Origin of the sequence: Gemmatimonas phototrophica (assembly GCF_000695095.2) — a bacterium.
In the GTDB taxonomy this organism is placed as follows: Bacteria; Gemmatimonadota; Gemmatimonadetes; order Gemmatimonadales; family Gemmatimonadaceae; genus Gemmatimonas; species Gemmatimonas phototrophica.
In genome coordinates this window covers 1,303,557-1,321,250 of sequence record NZ_CP011454.1, presented here as the reverse complement: position 1 = coordinate 1,321,250, position 17,694 = coordinate 1,303,557, and the positions used below count along the sequence as shown (strand labels likewise).

The following is a 17,694-nucleotide window of genomic DNA, read 5'->3' as shown; positions in this document are numbered from 1 at the left end:
CCGCGCTATTTCTTGCGCAGTAGCCCACGCCCGGCCGCCTGCTGCATCACGCGGTCGCCGCTCCACGCAATGATCGTGGGCACCGACATGCCCAACTGCTGCACCCACCGCGGGTCGCCCAACCCCACCAGCACCACCGGGCGCTGCATGGCCTCCGCCTGCGCCGCCAACGCCTGCACGGCGGCAATGGTGTCGTCCCGCAGGGTGAAGCGCCCCTTGTTCGGCAGATAGTCGGCGAACAACGCAATGACAAACGGCCCCGCGCTCGCGGTGGTGGGTGCGCTCACAATGCGCGCATCGTTGCCGGCCAGTCGCATCGCTTCCACAATGCCGGTCCGGTCGGCGCGCCGGCCGTCCACATCGTCGTCGTCATCCACCAGCGCTACTTCCGTGACGCCCGCCATGGGCGGCACCGGCCCTTGCTCAATGCGCAACACCTTGTCTGCGAGCAACGCACCCCACGCGGTGTCGGCCCCACTCGGACGGCGCCAATCGTTGGGCGGCGACACCCATTGCGCCCACTTGAGACGACGCCGCACCGACTGCTTGACGCGCTCGGGATCGAGCGTGCCATCATCGAGCGCCTTTTCCAGCGCATCCAGTGTGGTATCCAGATCGCCCGGAGCAATCAGCACATCGCAGCCGGCGCGCAGCGCCTGCACACAGGCCTCAGCCACCGAGCGTCCGTCGGTCACCCCAGGCAGGGTCATGGCATCCGACGCAATGAGATTCTCAAACTTGAGTTGCTGACGCAGCAGCCACTGGAGAATTTCGCGCGACAGGGTGGCCGGTACCTTGCTGGAATCGAGCGCCGGATACGCCACATGCGCCGTCATCACACTCGCCACGCCGCCGGTAATGGCCGCGCGGAAGGGATGCAGGTCCAACTCTTTGAGTTGATCGGCCGGGGTATCCACCGCCAGCGCTTCCCGATGCGGATCGCTGATCGCGCGCCCCAACCCCGGGAAGTGCTTGGCACACGCCATCACTCCTTCGGCTTGCGTGGCTTCGATCCACGCCTGCACCAGCTGCGCCACTTTGCGCGCGTCGCTGCCAATGGCGCGCGTGCCTACAATGGGGTTCTCGGTGAGCAGATCCAAATCGCACACCGGCGCGAGGTTCCAGTTCACCCCCATCGTACGCGCTTCACGTGCCGTAAGGCGCGCGGCGCGGCGCAACGATTCGATATCCCCCAGCGCGGTGATGGCGGCCAACGGCGGCAACCCGGTGGCACTGGCAAACTGTTGCCCCGCGCCGCGCTCAAGTTCCGCCGCCAGCAGCAACGGATGCTTCGACTTGAGCTGCAGCTCCTTCGACAGTGCCCGCACGCCATCCTGTTCGCCGCCGGACAGCAGGAACCCGCCAACCCCCAGCGACAGCGCATGATCAATAAGCGGGCGCGCTTCGGAGAAGCCACGCTCAGGGGTCCACTTGATAACCGGCAGCAACAACTGCGCGAGGTCGCGACGCGACTGTTCGCTCATGACTTCTCACTCAAAGCAACGGGAGTCAGTGCACCCAACACACGCGGGGCACGCGCACCGGTCGCGCTGGGCACATTCCCAGGCCGTCCGGTGAGATGAAGGTAACCGAGCAGCGCAAAGGCCACGGCCTCTTTGGCTTCGGCATCGAAAAACAGATCATCAAACAGGCGAACGTGCGGCACTGGGCGCGCAAACCGCTCCCCATGCCACGCAAACGCGCCTTCAAGGCACCGTACGAGAAACGGATTGTGCGCGCCGCCGCCGGACACCACCACATCATGCGGGTGTTCGCTGAGAAAACGCATGTATTGGTCGGCGATGGTCGCTGCCGTGTACGCCGTGGCCGTGGCCACAACATCGGCCGGCGATCCACCAGCCGCAGTGCACTGGGCAATCACGTCGTCGATGAACGCCGGCGTGAACAGTTCCCGACCCGTGCTTTTGGGCGGGGCCTCCTGCAGATACGGCAGATCGAGCAACGTTCGCACCACCGTCTCCAACACGCGCCCCGACGCCCCAATGGCGCCATCCTGATCGAAGGGGCGATTGAACAGGCGCTGCATGACGCCGTTCATGATCACCACCCCGGGTCCCGTATCAAAGGCGCGGACGCGCACATCACTGGCGCTGCTGGCTGGCGGCACCATGGTCACGTTGCCAATGCCGCCGATGTTCTGCAACGCGCGCCACTCGTGGTCGTGGGCAAAGAGCATCACGTCGGCCATCGGCACCAACGGCGCTCCCTGTCCGCCTACTGCCATGTCACGCGTGCGAAAATCCGACACCACCGCACACCCGGTGCACTCGGCAATGCGCGCGGCATCGCCCAGTTGCCACGTGCTGTGTCCTGGTTCGTGCCAGAGCGTCTGTCCGTGCGAGGCAATCGCGCGGACATCGGCGGGCGCCACACCAGCCCCCTGCATGGCCGTCGCCGCCGCCTCGCCCAGCCACACGCCCAGATCGGCACTCAGCCGGCAATACTCGCGCGCACTGCCCTCATGCATGGCCGCAGCCAACCGTGCCCGTTCCTCGGGGGTGTAGTCGCGCTGCGTGTAGTGCAACAACGAGGCACGCGGCCGCCCCGAGGCATCGTCGGAAAACGCCGCCACGGCGGCACTGATGCCATCGAGCGACGTGCCCGACATGACCCCCACCAGAATCTGCGCGTTGGCAGGCAGCGCCATGCTCAAGCGCCCGTGGCCGTGACAGGCACCGTCGGCGGGGCCTGCGGCAACAGCTTGCGGATAACCCCACCCACGTCGGCGAGTCGGGCATCGGCGGTCGCCGCGTCGACCTGCAGCGCGTGCATCACCAGCGCGCGCTTTACGCGCCCGTCGGCCTGCTGCAGCAACGTGTGTGCGTCGTCGCGCGGGAGTCCCGTAACCTCACACACGATACGCTCGGCACGGTCCTGCAGCTTTACATTGGTGGCCCGCAAATCCACCATGAGATTGCCGTAGCTCTTGCCAATGCGAATCATCGCACCGGTGGTCAGCATATTGAGCACCAGCTTCGTCGCGGTACCGGCCTTGAGCCGCGTGGAGCCCGTCAACACTTCCGGCCCGGCAATGGGCAGCATGAGAATATCAGCCGCGTCGCGCATGGCCGGTGGGGGCTCACTGCACGCCAACAGGGCGGTCGTAGCGCCCAGTTCACGCGCGCGCAGGAGGGCGCCGCGCACGAATGGCGTCGTGCCGCTCGCGGCAATGCCGACTACCACATCGCCTGCCTGTACATGATGCACATCCATCTGGGCCGCCCCTTCCACGGGGCTATCCTCGGCGCCTTCAATGGGATTGCGCAGCGCGTGATCCCCACCGGCAATGATCCCCACCACCATGGTGGGATTGGTACCAAAGGTGGGCGGACATTCGCTGGCGTCGAGTACGCCAAGGCGTCCCGAGGTACCCGCTCCGACATAGAGCAGTCGTCGTCCGCTGCGGAATGCGGTTTCAATGGCCGAAATGGCGCGGGCAATGGGCTCGCGCTGCGAGACCACGGCATCAACCACACCGCGATCCTCACCGGTCATCAGATCCACGATCGCCAACGGCGACGCAAGATCGATATCGGCAGTGCGCGGATTACGACGTTCAGTGACCCGGGGGTCAAGCGTCGGAGCAGACACGGAGATGGGCTGAAGGACGGGCGGACGAAATGGGCGTCGCGCACAGCGTCCCGGGCCGCGCATCAGTAGCTTGCACGGTACTTACCGTGTGCATGCAGGCTACCGGACGTGTGGGACGCTCGGGAAACTTAACGGAAGGTCAACCTCGGAGTCGCCTTGAACCCGGTTTTTGCCATCCAGCGCGCGACGGCGCGCCCCCTGCGGCGCCTTGCTGTGCGCCCTGTGTTGGTCCCCCTGCTGTCTTGTCTGCTACTGACGCTTGCGGTGGCCAGCCCGGCTGTAGCTCAGATCCGTGGGCGACCCCCCGTTGGTGGGCAGATGCGCGGCCCCAGCCAGGGGTGGTGGTTTTCCGGCGGCGCCGCCGGGATGGTCATCAACGACATCAGCGACGGCGCCAGCGGCAAGCTGTGGAGCTTCGGCAAGGACCCGCTCTGGCAGCTGCGCGGGACCCTCGAAAAGGCCATCGACCCCATGAGCACGCTGGGTATCTCGGTGGGCTACGGGGTGGTGGACGTGAACGTCGCGCGGCTCCCCAATACCGGAGTAGTGGACCCGGCCCCCGGCGCCATTTGCGTAGACAGCTGTGAAGCGCAAATCGAGACCTGGTCGCTCATGGGACAATTCCGCAGCGGTGGGGGCGATGGCTTTCACACCTTCTTCGAAGGACAAGGCGGTGTGAATGGCTTCCGCAATCTCCGTACAAAAGACACGAAAGAAGCGCTGGCCGACGCGGATATGCAGCTGGATGTCGCCGGCTCGCTGGGCTTCGGCTTTGGCTACGCGCTGTCCCCGGGAATGGTGCTCACGCTGGTGCAGGATTTCGGCATGGGTTGGCACGCCAAGGACAATCTCCCCGAGGGCACGGGCCGTACCTACCGCACCCGCGCCACGCGCGCGGCACTCCGCTTCAAGTTCTGACAAACTCTCTCCCCGTTGCGTATGTCCTTCCCTCCTCTCCGCCTTCGCCGCCCAGTCGTGGCGCTGCCCTCGCTCCTGGTTGTGAGCAGTCTACTGGCGGCGTGTGCGCAATCGTCCGCCACGCCGGACGTGGCCACGACGGCGGTCGTGCGCCCACTCGGCGATCCGGCCATTCCAGCGCGTCAACCGGCGCAGTTCCCCGAGGGATGGCGCCTGCCCACCGGCGCGGGGGCCAGCTTTGCACCACAGGTGATGGCGGTAAGCAATAGCCCCGAAGCGAGTGCGGCGGCGGCGGACATCATGAAGCAGGGGGGGAATGCCGTAGACGCGGCCGTGGCGCTCGGCTTTGCCCTCGCCGTGACGTGGCCGGAAGCCGGCAACATTGGCGGCGGCGGATACACGGTGGTGCGCATGGCGGACGGTCGCGCCGCAGCCATTGATTACCGCGAAGTGGCACCGCTGGCGGCCACTCGCGACATGTATCTCGACGCCAACGGCAAGCTCACCGACAAGAGCATCTATGGGCATCTCGCCTCGGGCGTTCCCGGAGCGGTCGCCGGGCTCACCGCCCTGCTCGAACGCTACGGCACCATGCCACTCAAGACGGTCATGCAACCAGCCATTCGGTTGGCGCGTGACGGTTTTGTGGTGGACACCGCGCTCGCGGGCTCCATTGCCCGCGCGGCCAATACCATGGTGCGCTACCAGCGCGAAACGCCCTTTACTCCCAATGGCAAGGCGCTGACGGCGGGTGCCCGCCTCGTGCAACCCGATCTGGCGCGCAGCCTGCAAGCCATTGCCGAGCAGGGCGCGAAAGCGTTCTATACGTCGTGGATTGCCGACTCGCTGGTGGGAGAAATGCAGCGGGGCGGAGGGATCATCAGTAAGGCGGATCTCGCCGCCTACACGCCAGTATGGCGCACGCCCATTCGCACCACGTATCGCGGATACGGAATGCTCTCCATGCCACCGTCGTCCAGCGGTGGGGTAACGATGGCGGAGGCCATGAACGTGCTGGAGCAGTATCCCACGTTGCCGGCCTATGGCAGCACGCGCTGGTTCCATTTGGTGGGCAGCGCCTATCAGCGGGCGTTCATCGATCGCAACGCCAAGCTGGCCGACCCGGCGTTTGTCCCGGTGCCACTCGCGCAACTCACGAGCAAATCGTATGCGGCCCGTTTGCGCGCCACGATTGCGGATACCCGTGCCACGCCCACGCGGGAGCTGGAACCGGCCATGCAACAGGCCGCGCGTGAACCGGAGCACACCACGCACTATTCCGTAGTGGACGCCAAGGGGAACGCGGTGGCGACCACCACGACGCTCAACAACTCATGGGGCTCCAGCGTGTGGGTGCGCGGCGCCGGCTTCCTGCTCAACGATGAGATGGATGACTTTGCCGCGCAGCCCGGCAAGCCCAACATGTTCGGGCTCGTGCAGGGAGAAGCCAACGCCATTCAGCCCGGCAAACGCATGCTGAGTGCCATGTCGCCCACGATTGTGCTCGATCCGCAGAATCAGGTGTTGCTGGTGGTTGGCGCGGCCGGTGGCCCCACCATCATTACCGGCACCAATCAGGTCATTCTCAACGTGATTGAGCACCGCATGTCACTGGGCGACGCCATGCGCGCGCCTCGTGTTCATCATCAGGCGCTCCCCGACTCGCTCACCTTCGAAGCCGGCGGCATTCGCCCCGCCGTGCTCGATTCGCTGCGCGGCTTTGGTCACGGCATGCGCGAACTGCGCAGTCTCGTGAACGTCAATGCCATCATGCGCGTGAAAGGCGGCTGGGAAGGCCTCCCCGAACCGCGCCGCTCCGGTGGCGCGGTGGGGTACTAGGGTCGTTGAAACTGAGAACTGAAAACTCCAACTGACGACTGACAACTCCCACTGGAAACTGAAAACTCCCCGCCGTTCGCAGGGAGTTTTCAGTTTCCAGTCAGAGTGCTGAGTGATCAGTTGAAGAAATCAGTTGTCAGTTCACCGACTTGCTCAGCGCTCCAGCCCAAGGACTAGTTCGCCAACGGCCGAACAGTCATGGGGCCATCGAGCGTGACCGAAATCGTCGCGCCGGTGTTGAGGCACGTGTCAAAGTTGGCGGTGGCCGCCGCGGCGGCCGTACCGGCAGCGGCACCCGCCGCCGCACCAATCACGGTGCCCTTGGTGCTCTTGCCAATCACCTGACCGGCAATGGCGCCCAGAATCGCGCCACCAGCCACCTTCTTGGCATCGGTGCCCTTGGTGGCGCTACGCACCCGCTCCGTGCTCGCCGTCTGCACGGTGGCTTCGGCCGGGTAGGTCTTGCCACCGTACTGCACCGACACGAGGCGCACACGCAGGAACGTGTTGTCGTTGCTGTTTTGCGCCGTCTTCGCTTCGGTCACTTCAAACGTGCCCGTCGCACCCGACGGAATGGTGATGCCGTTCGTGGCATTCACCGGCTCGGTGAGCTCGGCCGTGAACTTCTCACCCACCGCGGTGGTGTTGCTGCAGATCTTGCTGTTGGTAGCGAAGCTCATACTGGTCCCGCTGGCCACCGTGCCAGTGGCCGCGGCGGCCGGAGCCGGCGTCGGAGCCGGAGCGGCAGGTGCCGGGGTGGTGGTGGGGCGCGGGGCCGGACGCGTGGGACGCGGCGTCGGCTTGGGGGCCGGAGCCGGAGCAGCGACCGGCGTGGGTTCAGGCGGTGGCGTGGTGGGGACGTCCTGCAACTGCGGCTGCACGCTGTCCTGCTGCGCCATGGCGAGATCGCGGCCGAGGGCCGAATCGCTGGCCAGCGCCCCGCTATCGCCCTTGTCGCCGCAGGCAGCCAGCGCCATCACGGCAACAGAGGAAAGAATCAGGGTCGTACGGGTCGATCCAATATATTGACGCATGGGCAAACTCCCGGTGGGTGAGAACAAACAGCAGGCGTGGAAAACACTGCGCCTCCTCGTACCATATTACCACCCGTACCGCGCACAAGTTGCGACCGGGCTGGCATCGGTAGTTATATCGGCGGCACTCACCACGACCGTCCCGTCCTTTCTGCAGCGTGGACTCGACAGTATTGGCCGCGGCGCCACACCGCGCGAGCTTTTGCAGCTGGGTTTGGTGATGCTCATCACGGCCGCCGTGAGTGGCACCCTGCGCTTCACCATGCGCTACACCCTCAACGGGGTGAGCCGTCGCATCGAAACCGACCTGCGGCGGGATGTCTTTGCCCGCCTCTCCACGCTGGATGCCGGCTGGTTCGTGCGCTGGCGTACCGGTGATGTGATGGCACGTCTCACCAATGACCTGAGCGCCGTTCGCATGGCTGCCGGCCCCGCGGTCATGTACTTCACCAACACCATTTTTGGTGGGCTCTTTGCGCTCATCATGATGCTGCGCATTTCCCCGCTGCTCACCGGGGCAGCGCTGCTGCCTATGGTCGGGCTGCCGTTTCTCATGTTGCGCCTGGGCAAGCTGGTGCACGCGCGCTTTGAAGACGCGCAGGGCCAATTCAGCCAGCTCACCACTCGGGCGCAGGAGAATCTCTCCGGCGTTCGTATTGTGCGCGCCTATCGTCAGGAAAGCGCCGAGAGCGCCCGCTGGAACGCGCTGGGCGATGCGTACCTCGAAGCCAACATGGGGCTGGCGCGTCTCAATGGGCTCATGAGCCCCGGCTTCGCGCTGTTGGCCGGTCTCGGTGGTGCCGTCACCATTGGGGTGGGCGGCCGTTTGCTCCTCAATGGCACGCTCACGGTGGGGGCATACGTTGCATTTGGCATTTACCTCGCCATGCTCACGTGGCCGCTCATCGCGCTGGGCTGGACCACCAATCTGTTCCAGCGTGGCGCGGCATCCATGACCCGCGTGCTGGAATTGCTGCACGCCGAACCGGTCTCGGTGAAGGACTCCGGCACGGCCTCGCTGCCGCCCTCCACACGCGGGCATACGCTCGAGTTCCAGCACGTGTCGTTCCACTACCCTGTGCCAAATCGTGAAGCAACATCCGCCGCACCCGCTGCGCCACGTTGGGTGCTGCGCGATGTGTCCTTTACCATTGGCGCCGGCGATACTCTGGCCATCGTGGGCGCCACCGGGTCGGGGAAGAGCGCGCTCATGGATCTCATTCCGCGCCTCTTCGATCCGCAGGAAGGGGACATTCTGCTCGACGGCGTGAACATCCGTGACCTCCCGCTGTCCACGTTGCGGGCACTCATGGGCTATGTCCCGCAGGAGGCGCTGCTCTTCAGCGAAACCGTGGGCGAGAACATTACCTACGGACTTGGCGACCGCGACCCCGCTCTTCGCGAGCGCATGGTGGCGGCCAGTGCAACGGCCCAACTCACGGAAACGATTGCCACACTCCCCGACGCCTATGACACCCGTCTTGGCGAACGCGGCATCAACCTGTCCGGTGGCCAGAAGCAGCGCACGGCCCTGGCGCGCGCGTTGGCCCGTACGCCGGCGCTGGTGTTGCTCGACGATGCCCTGAGTGCGGTGGACACGCAAACCGAAGCGGCCATTCTGCACGGGCTGCGCGACGCCCTCGCCGACCGCACCGCCATCATCACGTCGCACCGAGTCAGTGCGGTACGCGATGCCAACCACATCATTGTGCTCGACGCCGGTCGCATTGTGGAGCAAGGCTCGCACGACGAACTGTTGGCTCGCAATGGCCGCTACGCCACCCTGCTCAAGCGCCAGCAGTTGCTCGACGCGATTGAGGCGGCCTGAGCCGACAATTCGCGTGAGGCCAGTCGTGGCTTGGGGTGGGCTTGCGTTGAACAGCCATCACAGAGGCATCCAAGGAAACAGAGGTCACGGAGCCCCCCCCAAGAACTGTGGAGTACGCTCTGCGACCTTTGTTTCCTCGGATGCCTCTGTGAGAGCTTTCCACTTGACAGTCGGCAGGCCCCGATCATTGCCGAAAGCATTGCACCGGCGTACCGACTACAGCCGTTCCACCAGGAACGCCGGCGTAAGCGGCTGCAGGAACGCCGCGAGGCGCTCAAACCACCCGGTGAGCATCAGCACGCCCACCACAATGAGCAGGATGCCGGCAATGCGGTTCACGCGACCAATGTTGTGTTTGAACTTCTGGAAGAAGCCGAGGAACTTCTCAATGGCGAGGGCGCTGAGCAGGAACGGGACCGCCAGCCCCATGGAGTACGCCGTGAGCAACATGATTCCCTTGCTCAGTTCCGTTTCGTTGGCCGCCAGCAGCAGAATGGCACCGAGGGTGGGCCCCAGACACGGCGTCCACCCCGCGCCAAAGGCAATGCCCACGAACACTGTGCCAAGGTATCCCAGTGGCTTGTCGCTCAAGTGCATGCGACGCTCCTGCTGCAGCGCGCCGAACTTGATGATATCCAGCATCCAGAGGCCCATCAGCACCATCATTACGCCGCCAACACGGGCAATCCACACGCGGTACTCGCGCAGCAACTGTCCAAAAGCGCTGGCGCCGGCCCCCAGCGCCACGAAGATGAAGGTGAACCCCAAGACGAACAGCAAGGCGTGAATGAGCGCGGCGCGTTTGGCGCGCGAGACATCGTCCAGCCCCATGCCCGTGATGAACGTGACATAGCTCGGAACCAGCGGCAGCACACAGGGACTCAGGAAACTGAGTAACCCGGCGGTGAAGGCTACGAGGACAGTTAAGGATTCAGGCGCCACGGACGATATGCGAAAAAGTTGAAAAGCGAAGAGTGATGTGCATTGGGCGCATCAGCGACTTGCGCGGCCGGAGCCGCGACGGCATTCACCGCACAATCCGTAAATGACCAGCCGGTGCCGCTGACGCGAAAAGTCGTGCGCTTCCGCCAGCAGTGTCGTCATGCGCTCCAGGCGTTCATCGCGAAACTCCGTGACCCGGCCGCACACCGTACACAGCAAGTGCTCATGATGGGGCACCCCGCGCGCCGCTTCGTAGCGCTTGAAGCCCTCACCAAAATCGCGCTCCACCACCAGTCCACTGCGCACCAGCACTTCGAGTGTGCGATACACGGTGGCCGTACCGGCCGACGCGCCGCGGGTCTTGAGCTCCTGCGCCACTTCTTCGGCCGACAAGTGGCGATCAGTGCCAAGCACCGTGTCGGCAATGGCCAAACGTTGTGGAGTGGCCGGCAGGTTGTGGTCGCGCAGGAACGCGCGAAATGCGTCCTTGTCCGCCTGGATGGCCGTGTCGTCGGAGGTGTGGCTCACGGACGGGTCGGCAGATCAGGCCGGGAACGGCAGGCGCAACGCACGGGCAATCTGCGCGGCAGAGTAGCGCACAATCTCTGAGTCCTCTCCGGCTCGCCGCTGCACGCCACGAACCACCGTCTCCACCGTGATGAGCGGCGCTTCGGCTTCCGCCTTGATGCTCGACTCCCACTTCCCGCGTTCGGGCCCCTTGATCACGTACCGATAGCGCGCGGTGTACACCGTGTGCCGCACGGGACGGGCTTTTTGAGCGGGCATGATGTCGGCGATCTCCTCTTCTACCGCCACCGCTTCGTCGCCTTCTTCAGCCGACAGCTCTACGGGCTCCGCGTCAGCGTACGAGACGTCTTCATCATCGTCGCCCTCGGCCGCGATGATCTCTTCAACAACAATCACCGCATCACCCATCGGCGCGACCTCATCGTCGGCCAGGGACGCGTCAGTGTCATCAGCAATAGCCTCGACGACCACCGCTTCATCAACCTCGCTGTCAGCGACTACGATATCGCCGACGGCGGGGTCGTCCACAGCCACGTCATCAGCTACCACCTCTGCAGCGGGCTCACTGAGGGACAGCTGCTGCGTCGGTTCCTCAAGCACCACATCGTCGACTGGCTCAACCACGACGACAGGTACGCGGGCCGCAAGCACGGCGATACCCGTTTCCACCGTTCCCTGCCGCAGCGGCGAAAAGAGGTGCAGTTCCTCAATGCGCTCCAGCGGCACCTGAGCAATCACGGCCCGCAGGAAGCGCTCGGCCACTTCGGTCACCGGCGAATCGGCGCGATCCGGCACGGCCGGCGCCTGGGCCACCGGTGCGGCGACCGGCTCGGCAGCGGGGATTTCTGCGGACGTCTCGACGGCCTGTTCGTCTGGAACGGTCTGAACCGGAACGGTCATTGGTGATGGCTGAGGTGATGCGCGAACGCCAACGCGGTACGTCCCGGAAAGATCGCGGTCGCTGGGGTCCGGGAACAAGGCGACGCGGGGGGTTGCGCTACTTGCCAGAGCCACTATCTTACTTCTATATCATTGTCCGTCTAACTATCGTGTGGACGGAAGCTGTTCAGGCGGTCATGTCTGACCGTCCGAGTCCCAACCCAAACACCTTAAGGAGTCATCATGTTCTCTGCCCGCCTTCTCGCCGCAGCCGTAGTGCTGCCGCTGCTCGTCGCCGCCCGCCCGCTGCCTGACGCCTTGCCGCACGTCATCGACAAGGCGCACAGCGAAATCAACTTTGTCGCCGATTCCCGCCTGCTCAGCGCGCACGGTTTCTTCGGCAAGTGGGACGCCGATGTGAAGCTCGACGCCGCCAAGTGGGAGAACTCCACGGTGGCCATCACCATCGATGCATCCAGCATCAACACGCGCGTCGAGCGTCGCGATGGTCACCTCAAGAGCGCCGACTTCTTCGACGTCGAGAAGCACCCCAGCATCACCTTCAAGTCGGTGAGCATCAAGCAGACCGGCGCCAACAAGCTCGACATCACCGGCGACCTCACGGTGCGTGGCACCACCAAGCGCATCGTCGTGCCGGCCACCATGGTGTTCTACGAGGGCGGCATGGGCCGCTTCCGTGGTCAGTTTGCCATTAACCGTCTCGACTACGGCGTGGCGTACGACTCGAAGCTCAACCCCATCCAGAACGAAGTGCAGGTGCAGTGGGACATCGCGCTCGCCGAGCCCAAGCCGGCCGCGAAGTAAGGGCACCACATACGAAAGGCGGGGCACGGCAACACGCCGTGCCCCGCCTTTTTTCGTATCAATCGCTCAGTGCCTCGGCACCGTGGCCACAATGCCGCCGGCAGCCAGCACCAGCTTCTCCGAGGGCTGCACCAGGCTCACGCGAAACTTCCCCCGGCCCGCTTCACCAAATGCCAATCCAGGTGTCACCACCACACCCGGCCCGGCAATGAGCGCATCCACCCATTCCCAGTCGCCAAAGCCCGCCGGCACGTCGAGCCACAGGTACATGGTGGACCGTGGCGCGCTCACCGGCCATCCGCCGGCATTGAACGCGCTCACAATGGCATCACGTCGTGCGCGATACTCGGCCACAATAGGCGGCACGATATCGACGTGATGCGTGAACGCCGCCGCTCCCGCCAGCTGCGCCATGGTGGAGACGCCGTAGCCAATATTGGAGCGATAACTGTCCGCCCGGGCAATGGCTGCCGCCTGGCCTGCCACGAACGCAATGCGCACGCCGGCCATGTTGAAGCTCTTGCTGCAGGTGTGCGTTTCCACGGCCACATCATGTGCGCCCGGCACCTGCAGCACGCTGGGCACCTGGTAGCCGTCAAACGACAGCTCGCTGTACGCCAGATCACTCAAGAGCAGGATGTCGTGTACGCGAGCGAACTCCACGTAGCGCGCCAGCTCGTCCAGCGAGACCGAGGTGGTGGTGGGATTCCCCGGGTAATTCACGATCATCACTTTGGCGCGCGCCGCCTGCGCTGGCGTAATCGCGTCAAGATCGAGCCGTCCGTCGGACAGGAACGGCACAAACACTGGCTCCGCCCCCGCCAGCAGCGTGGCCCGCGCGTACACCGGGTAGTACACCTCTGGTATCAGCACCACATCACCCGCGCGGGTATGCGACAGAATCAACTCGGCAATGCCCTCTTTTGACCCGGCCAGCGCGAGCAGCTCTTTGGCTGGATTCACCGACACGCCAAAGCGTGCACCAAGGTAGCCCGCCACCGCCTGCTGAAACGCCGGATGCGCCTGAAAGTGCGGATACCCGCTCAGCTGACGGTCGGCCGCGGCCCGTTGCATGGCCTCCACCACCACGGGCGGAATTGGGCCATCCGGACTGCCAATACCAACATCAATGAGCGACTTCCCCGCGGCGCGCGCAGCGGCACGACGGGCGTCAAGCTCGTAAAACACATACGGCGGAATGCTCTCGAGAGTGGCGGACATTCCCGTAAACTAGAGCGACCACCAGCACGGTGAAACCCGCAGCGCCCAAGCCTACAACAAACTCACCGGATCGCGGTCCACCACCAGCCGCAGCTCGGAATCCTTGGGCACCGGGCACCGCTCCGCCACATAGCGCGCCACGCGCGTCATGAGCTTGGGCTGTGAGCTCTTGAGCAGAAAGTGCCAGCGCCACCGGTCTTTAATGCGATCAATGGGACACGGTGCCGGCCCCACCAGCACCAGGTCGCGCAGCCCCTGACTCTTCACAAGCTTCGTCACCCATTCGGAGGCTTCCCTAAAAGCCGCAACCTCACCAGCCGCAAAATTCAGCCGATCCTAAAATGATATGAGATGAATGATACGCATCGTTAAACCTCTTCCAGTGAAATGGAAACGAGTCGTCCTGCGTCAACTCTCGGTATTGTCCAGCTCGACAAAGAACTATTCGTATTGCAGATCCCCATCTTGACAGGCTTCGAAACGAACCTTAACGTCGACGCGCTTCGTGATTGCGGAGCCGGGCGCATTGTCGCCGAGATTAGTGAAGCAAGTCCATCAAGGAGCAGCGATGTTGACTGTAAATGGAAAGATTTCAGCCGTAGTGGCACTTGCAGGAGCCGCAGTTATCTCTTCAGTAGAGAGTGCCCACGCTGAAACCAGTAGCCGACCGTGCACATCTCAAGAGGGCCAAGCATTTTGTGAGATGGCCTCGGCAAGTGGCTACTACGACGGTGGATTATGGTGGTGCCCTGTGTCTGTTGTCTGCTTGTGGGACGATGAGCACAACGAGCCTGCAGGCAGCGTGACTTACCAGTCGCAGTCAAACCCATGCGATGGTGTGATGCTCTGCGGATGAGCTTCAATGCGGACGGACGGCTGCATCCTTGGCCTCCGTCCGCAGCTATTCTGGCAACCGAGAACTCTAGCGATTCCCCCAAACCGGCAAGATTTCGTGGCTACCTCAATGGCAAAGCTGCTTTCCGTCGTAATGAATAGCACCTTGGTAGTCTGCGCTGTGGTAACCACTACTATTGTCGTTCGGTCTACACTTCGACGTGAAACGATCAATAGTGATAGAGCCAGTCGCCCCCGGTAGTAAAAGAATGGGTCAACTATTTCGCAACGGGAAACGTCATTGGGCCTAGTCGAAAACAGGCTGCCATTCTTGTCTTCTCCGATTATCAGTGTCCGGCTTGCAAAGTTCTACATGATAGAATTCAGGAATACAGGAACAGAATTGACCCAAGCATCACTGTGGTCTACAGACACTTAACACTGCCATCGCATCCATTCGCAGAAGCTGCCGCTAGGGCATCTGAGTGCGCCTCAGATCAGGGTCGGTTTGAAAAGATGCACGATATACTCTTCGCTTCGCAGCAGCATCTCGGAAAAGTAGATTGGAGAAACTTTGCACGTGACGCGGGAGTCGAAGATATGCAGTTGTTCGACAAATGTATGAAGGACGACTCTATTAGTCGTCGCATTCAACGCGACGGGGACACAGCACGAAAATTGGGCATGAGGGGGACCCCCTCAATCCTCGTCAATGGAGGCGTGCAGCTTTCCGGCGTACCGTCAGGGCCAATGCTGGATTCATTACTTTCCTTGGGGAGAGAGCAGCCAAACACAACGGCGCGTCGCTAGCAACCCGAATTATTCGAATAGATCATAAAACCGTAAAGCTTCAACTGGAATCTTTACGCAGGGGGTGAATGTTTAACATGCATTCTGTACGCGTACTTCGATGATGTTTCGCATATTTCTTAGTTCCCTTTTGCTGTTGGCGGCACTTGCCAATACTGAGCCAGGGGAGTCAGCGTTCGCGGGCCAGATTAGAGTTGGTGAAACGCCGGAAGCTCGCCTTGCAATCAGCGAATTCAACGCACAGTGGCAGACGGCCTGGCAGCGAAGCGAAGAATATCGGCGCGTACGCCTCACGAAAACTGAGCGACAGCAACGCCTACTTCACGCAAACTGCTACCAGCATCATTTCCTGGATCGACTCGGATTTATCGCGCAAGCAGAAGCTCCGGATCGGGGGCTCCCGGGAGAGCAGTACCAAATGATTCAAGGACAACGTCAGAGCTTCGGTGTGTGTCCTTCCTGGCTCCTAGGTACCCCCTTCGCTTCCGCTAAGGACGAAAAACGCTGGCGTGACGGCGCGCTCTTACCTGCGGAAAGAGCGACCATTGCGCGTGAGCGGGTGCTGTTGATTGATCGACTCCGGGCCAAACATGCTGGCCGCTTGAATCAACCGTGGCTAGCGGGTCAACTCGTCCGCCTATGGCTTGATGGCCGGAACTTTGGCGAGGCTCACGACGCGGCTTTAGCGTGCTCGTCACCACAGTGGTGGTGCGAGGGGCTGCGAGGCCTCGTGTTTGCCCATCAGGATTCTACCATTGTCTCGGAGAAGTCCTTTACCGGCATGCTGGCGGCCATGCCGGCAGACCAACGGTGCTCATGGGAAGACTTGACAACGTTATTTCCCTCCGTTGAGTCGTCAGACTATACGTCGAGCGGTTGCGCCGAGAAGGCTGCATTGAACACCCGCGTGTGGTGGCTCGCAGATCCTCTATTTCGGATCGCCGGTAATGCACGATACGTGGAACAGAATGTACGACGAATGGAACTTCTGCTGCGTCAGGCTATTGTACAGGATGAGCGCTACTCGTTCGATATCGAACGTGGTGGCGATGCCCTTGCCGTCATGTTGCAACGCTACGGCTGGCCTACCTATACTGCCGCGCTTGGGACGATTGACGATCAATGGCAGACGTTTTTCCGCGTCAGCAGGCGGAATCCCGCCCCTCCATCACCGCCATACTCGACATTCGAATACTCCACGCAGGGCGTATCGACCATGCCGTCGTGGAGCGCCATCGCAGCGCCATTCCTATCTACGGCGAGCGATTGGCAGCTCCACCCCGCCGATTCTCTTGGCCACCCAGCGACTGCTTGGTGGCCCTGGGAGCACTTTCAACCCGACTATCGGCTCACACAATTGGACAACGGGCAACACTTTTTTGTGCGCCGGCAGAACTACGTAGAGACTGCGATCTCGGTCCCGCTTACGCATCCAGCCTTTCGGGATTCCTCTTCGAGATTCGACGTCATGCTGCTCGCCACGACCGGCCCTGCCAATGTGGATTCCCTAGCGCAGACCATAGCTAACGCGGGCTCCGCAGTCTACCTGCGCGGACCGGTTGCGAGCGGTCCAAGACTACTCGCAGTGGAAGCAATTGGAGTTTCCGATCCCTCCATGGCGGCACGCGTTCGCTATGGGATTGTGGTGCCACCGCCTCTGGATAAACTGGAGGGCGATATCGGGATGTCCGAACTGGCGTTATTGGGCGCGGTGCCGGAGACTACGTTGCGTTCGCCACGTGATGCACTGTTGACCTACATGCGTCCGAACGACCGCATTCCTCTGGACGCTCCGTCCATTGCACTTTACTGGGAGACGTATGGAATAGCGCCTTCGGACAGCGCCATCACCACCGTGCGAGTTGCCTCTACGAATACGGCGAGCGCGCTACGCCGTATTGCGGTGAATACAGGAATTGCCCCAAGAAATAACAGTTCGATTGAGGTCCGTTGGCAGGACAATGAACCGCGTGGACATGTGAGTACGTTGTTAGGTCCAGTGCCGGTGCAGATGCGGACTCTGCAACTCAATCTAGGTACACTCGCGCCTGGACCATATGCTATCGCCATCGCCATGCGACTGAAAAATGGACGCGAAGTTTCAAATGCCATTGGCTTCACTCTTGTTCCGAAGGATACGCATAAGTGATATCTGAGAGTGCGTGGTTTGCCATCATCATTCTGAGCCTCCAGCACGTTGGCATCAGCAAGCGCACATCGGCGCAGCCGAGCATGCGAACAGAGGGTAAAGCGGGCGCAGTTACAACGGCTTCTGACGCCGGCCCCTCGGTCCATCGCACGTTCGCGATCGTACGGTTTCCTCCTCCCCATTTCCTGCTCGACAAGCCTGTCCCACCCATCGTCGGCTACTATGGCTGGAAGATCAGCTTTGACGGAGAAACCCTGACGGTTGTGCTTCGGCCG

15 protein-coding genes are annotated in these 17,694 nt (G+C 62.7%); 6 read left to right on the top strand and 9 right to left on the bottom strand.

Features of this window, described 5'->3' with window-relative positions:
• Positions 1-5 precede the first annotated feature (5 nt).
• From GEMMAAP_RS05540 to murQ, 3 genes are read right to left on the bottom strand one after another with little or no spacing between them, the layout of a single operon-like run.
• Positions 6-1,484 (bottom strand): glycoside hydrolase family 3 protein, encoded by a 1,479-nt coding sequence (locus GEMMAAP_RS05540; protein WP_053334226.1) that lies wholly within the window; start codon positions 1,482-1,484, stop codon positions 6-8.
• Complete coding sequence (locus GEMMAAP_RS05535; protein ID WP_026849902.1) at positions 1,481-2,668, bottom strand: anhydro-N-acetylmuramic acid kinase; 1,188 nt, start codon at positions 2,666-2,668, stop codon at positions 1,481-1,483. The genes GEMMAAP_RS05540 and GEMMAAP_RS05535 overlap by 4 nt, the downstream gene beginning before the upstream one ends.
• Positions 2,669-2,670: 2 nt before the next feature.
• Positions 2,671-3,612, bottom strand: a complete 942-nt coding sequence (murQ, locus tag GEMMAAP_RS05530; protein ID WP_026849903.1) for an N-acetylmuramic acid 6-phosphate etherase — start codon at positions 3,610-3,612, stop codon at positions 2,671-2,673.
• A gap of 318 nt (positions 3,613-3,930) precedes the next feature.
• Here murQ and GEMMAAP_RS05525 point away from each other — a divergent pair, with 318 nt between their 5' ends.
• Together GEMMAAP_RS05525 and ggt are read left to right on the top strand one after the other, a co-directional pair.
• The gene (locus GEMMAAP_RS05525; RefSeq protein ID WP_026849904.1) at positions 3,931-4,530 is read left to right on the top strand and encodes a hypothetical protein; all 600 of its coding nucleotides are present in this window, start codon (positions 3,931-3,933) and stop codon (positions 4,528-4,530) included.
• Between the two features lie 21 nt (positions 4,531-4,551).
• Positions 4,552-6,369, top strand: a complete 1,818-nt coding sequence (gene ggt / locus GEMMAAP_RS05520) for a gamma-glutamyltransferase (protein ID WP_043581044.1) — start codon at positions 4,552-4,554, stop codon at positions 6,367-6,369.
• 173 nt (positions 6,370-6,542) lie between these two features.
• Here the strand turns inward: ggt and GEMMAAP_RS20815 are convergent, their stop codons facing one another.
• Complete coding sequence (locus GEMMAAP_RS20815) at positions 6,543-7,403, bottom strand: hypothetical protein (RefSeq protein ID WP_145979018.1); 861 nt, start codon at positions 7,401-7,403, stop codon at positions 6,543-6,545.
• Here GEMMAAP_RS20815 and GEMMAAP_RS05510 point away from each other — a divergent pair.
• Positions 7,402-9,231: an ABC transporter ATP-binding protein gene (locus GEMMAAP_RS05510; protein WP_053334228.1), complete on the top strand. Its 1,830-nt coding sequence runs from the start codon at positions 7,402-7,404 to the stop codon at positions 9,229-9,231. The genes GEMMAAP_RS20815 and GEMMAAP_RS05510 overlap by 2 nt on opposite strands.
• A gap of 216 nt (positions 9,232-9,447) precedes the next feature.
• On the opposite strand, the gene GEMMAAP_RS05505 is transcribed toward GEMMAAP_RS05510, so the two are convergent.
• The 3 genes from GEMMAAP_RS05505 to GEMMAAP_RS05495 are packed head-to-tail and all read right to left on the bottom strand — an operon-like array spanning position 9,448 to position 11,601.
• Positions 9,448-10,173, bottom strand: coding sequence for a cytochrome c biogenesis CcdA family protein (locus GEMMAAP_RS05505; protein ID WP_026849908.1), 726 nt, complete (start codon positions 10,171-10,173; stop codon positions 9,448-9,450).
• Between the two features lie 51 nt (positions 10,174-10,224).
• Positions 10,225-10,701, bottom strand: coding sequence for a Fur family transcriptional regulator (locus tag GEMMAAP_RS05500; protein WP_053334229.1), 477 nt, complete (start codon positions 10,699-10,701; stop codon positions 10,225-10,227).
• Between the two features lie 15 nt (positions 10,702-10,716).
• The gene (locus GEMMAAP_RS05495) at positions 10,717-11,601 is read right to left on the bottom strand and encodes a hypothetical protein (protein ID WP_026849909.1); all 885 of its coding nucleotides are present in this window, start codon (positions 11,599-11,601) and stop codon (positions 10,717-10,719) included.
• A 222-nt stretch (positions 11,602-11,823) separates the two neighbouring features.
• On the opposite strand from GEMMAAP_RS05495, the gene GEMMAAP_RS05490 reads away from it, so the two are divergent.
• Entirely contained in the window at positions 11,824-12,405 is a 582-nt protein-coding gene (locus GEMMAAP_RS05490; RefSeq protein WP_082821087.1) for a YceI family protein, read from the top strand.
• A 66-nt stretch (positions 12,406-12,471) separates the two neighbouring features.
• Here the strand turns inward: GEMMAAP_RS05490 and GEMMAAP_RS05485 are convergent, their stop codons facing one another.
• Positions 12,472-13,626 (bottom strand): aminotransferase class I/II-fold pyridoxal phosphate-dependent enzyme, encoded by a 1,155-nt coding sequence (locus tag GEMMAAP_RS05485; protein WP_026849910.1) that lies wholly within the window; start codon positions 13,624-13,626, stop codon positions 12,472-12,474.
• A 51-nt stretch (positions 13,627-13,677) separates the two neighbouring features.
• Entirely contained in the window at positions 13,678-13,956 is a 279-nt protein-coding gene (locus GEMMAAP_RS05480; RefSeq protein ID WP_274519057.1) for a hypothetical protein, read from the bottom strand.
• An 804-nt stretch (positions 13,957-14,760) separates the two neighbouring features.
• On the opposite strand from GEMMAAP_RS05480, the gene GEMMAAP_RS21205 reads away from it, so the two are divergent.
• Entirely contained in the window at positions 14,761-15,270 is a 510-nt protein-coding gene (locus GEMMAAP_RS21205; protein WP_082821086.1) for a DsbA family protein, read from the top strand.
• A 100-nt stretch (positions 15,271-15,370) separates the two neighbouring features.
• Complete coding sequence (locus tag GEMMAAP_RS20280; protein ID WP_145979017.1) at positions 15,371-17,419, top strand: hypothetical protein; 2,049 nt, start codon at positions 15,371-15,373, stop codon at positions 17,417-17,419.
• Positions 17,420-17,694 lie beyond the last annotated feature (275 nt).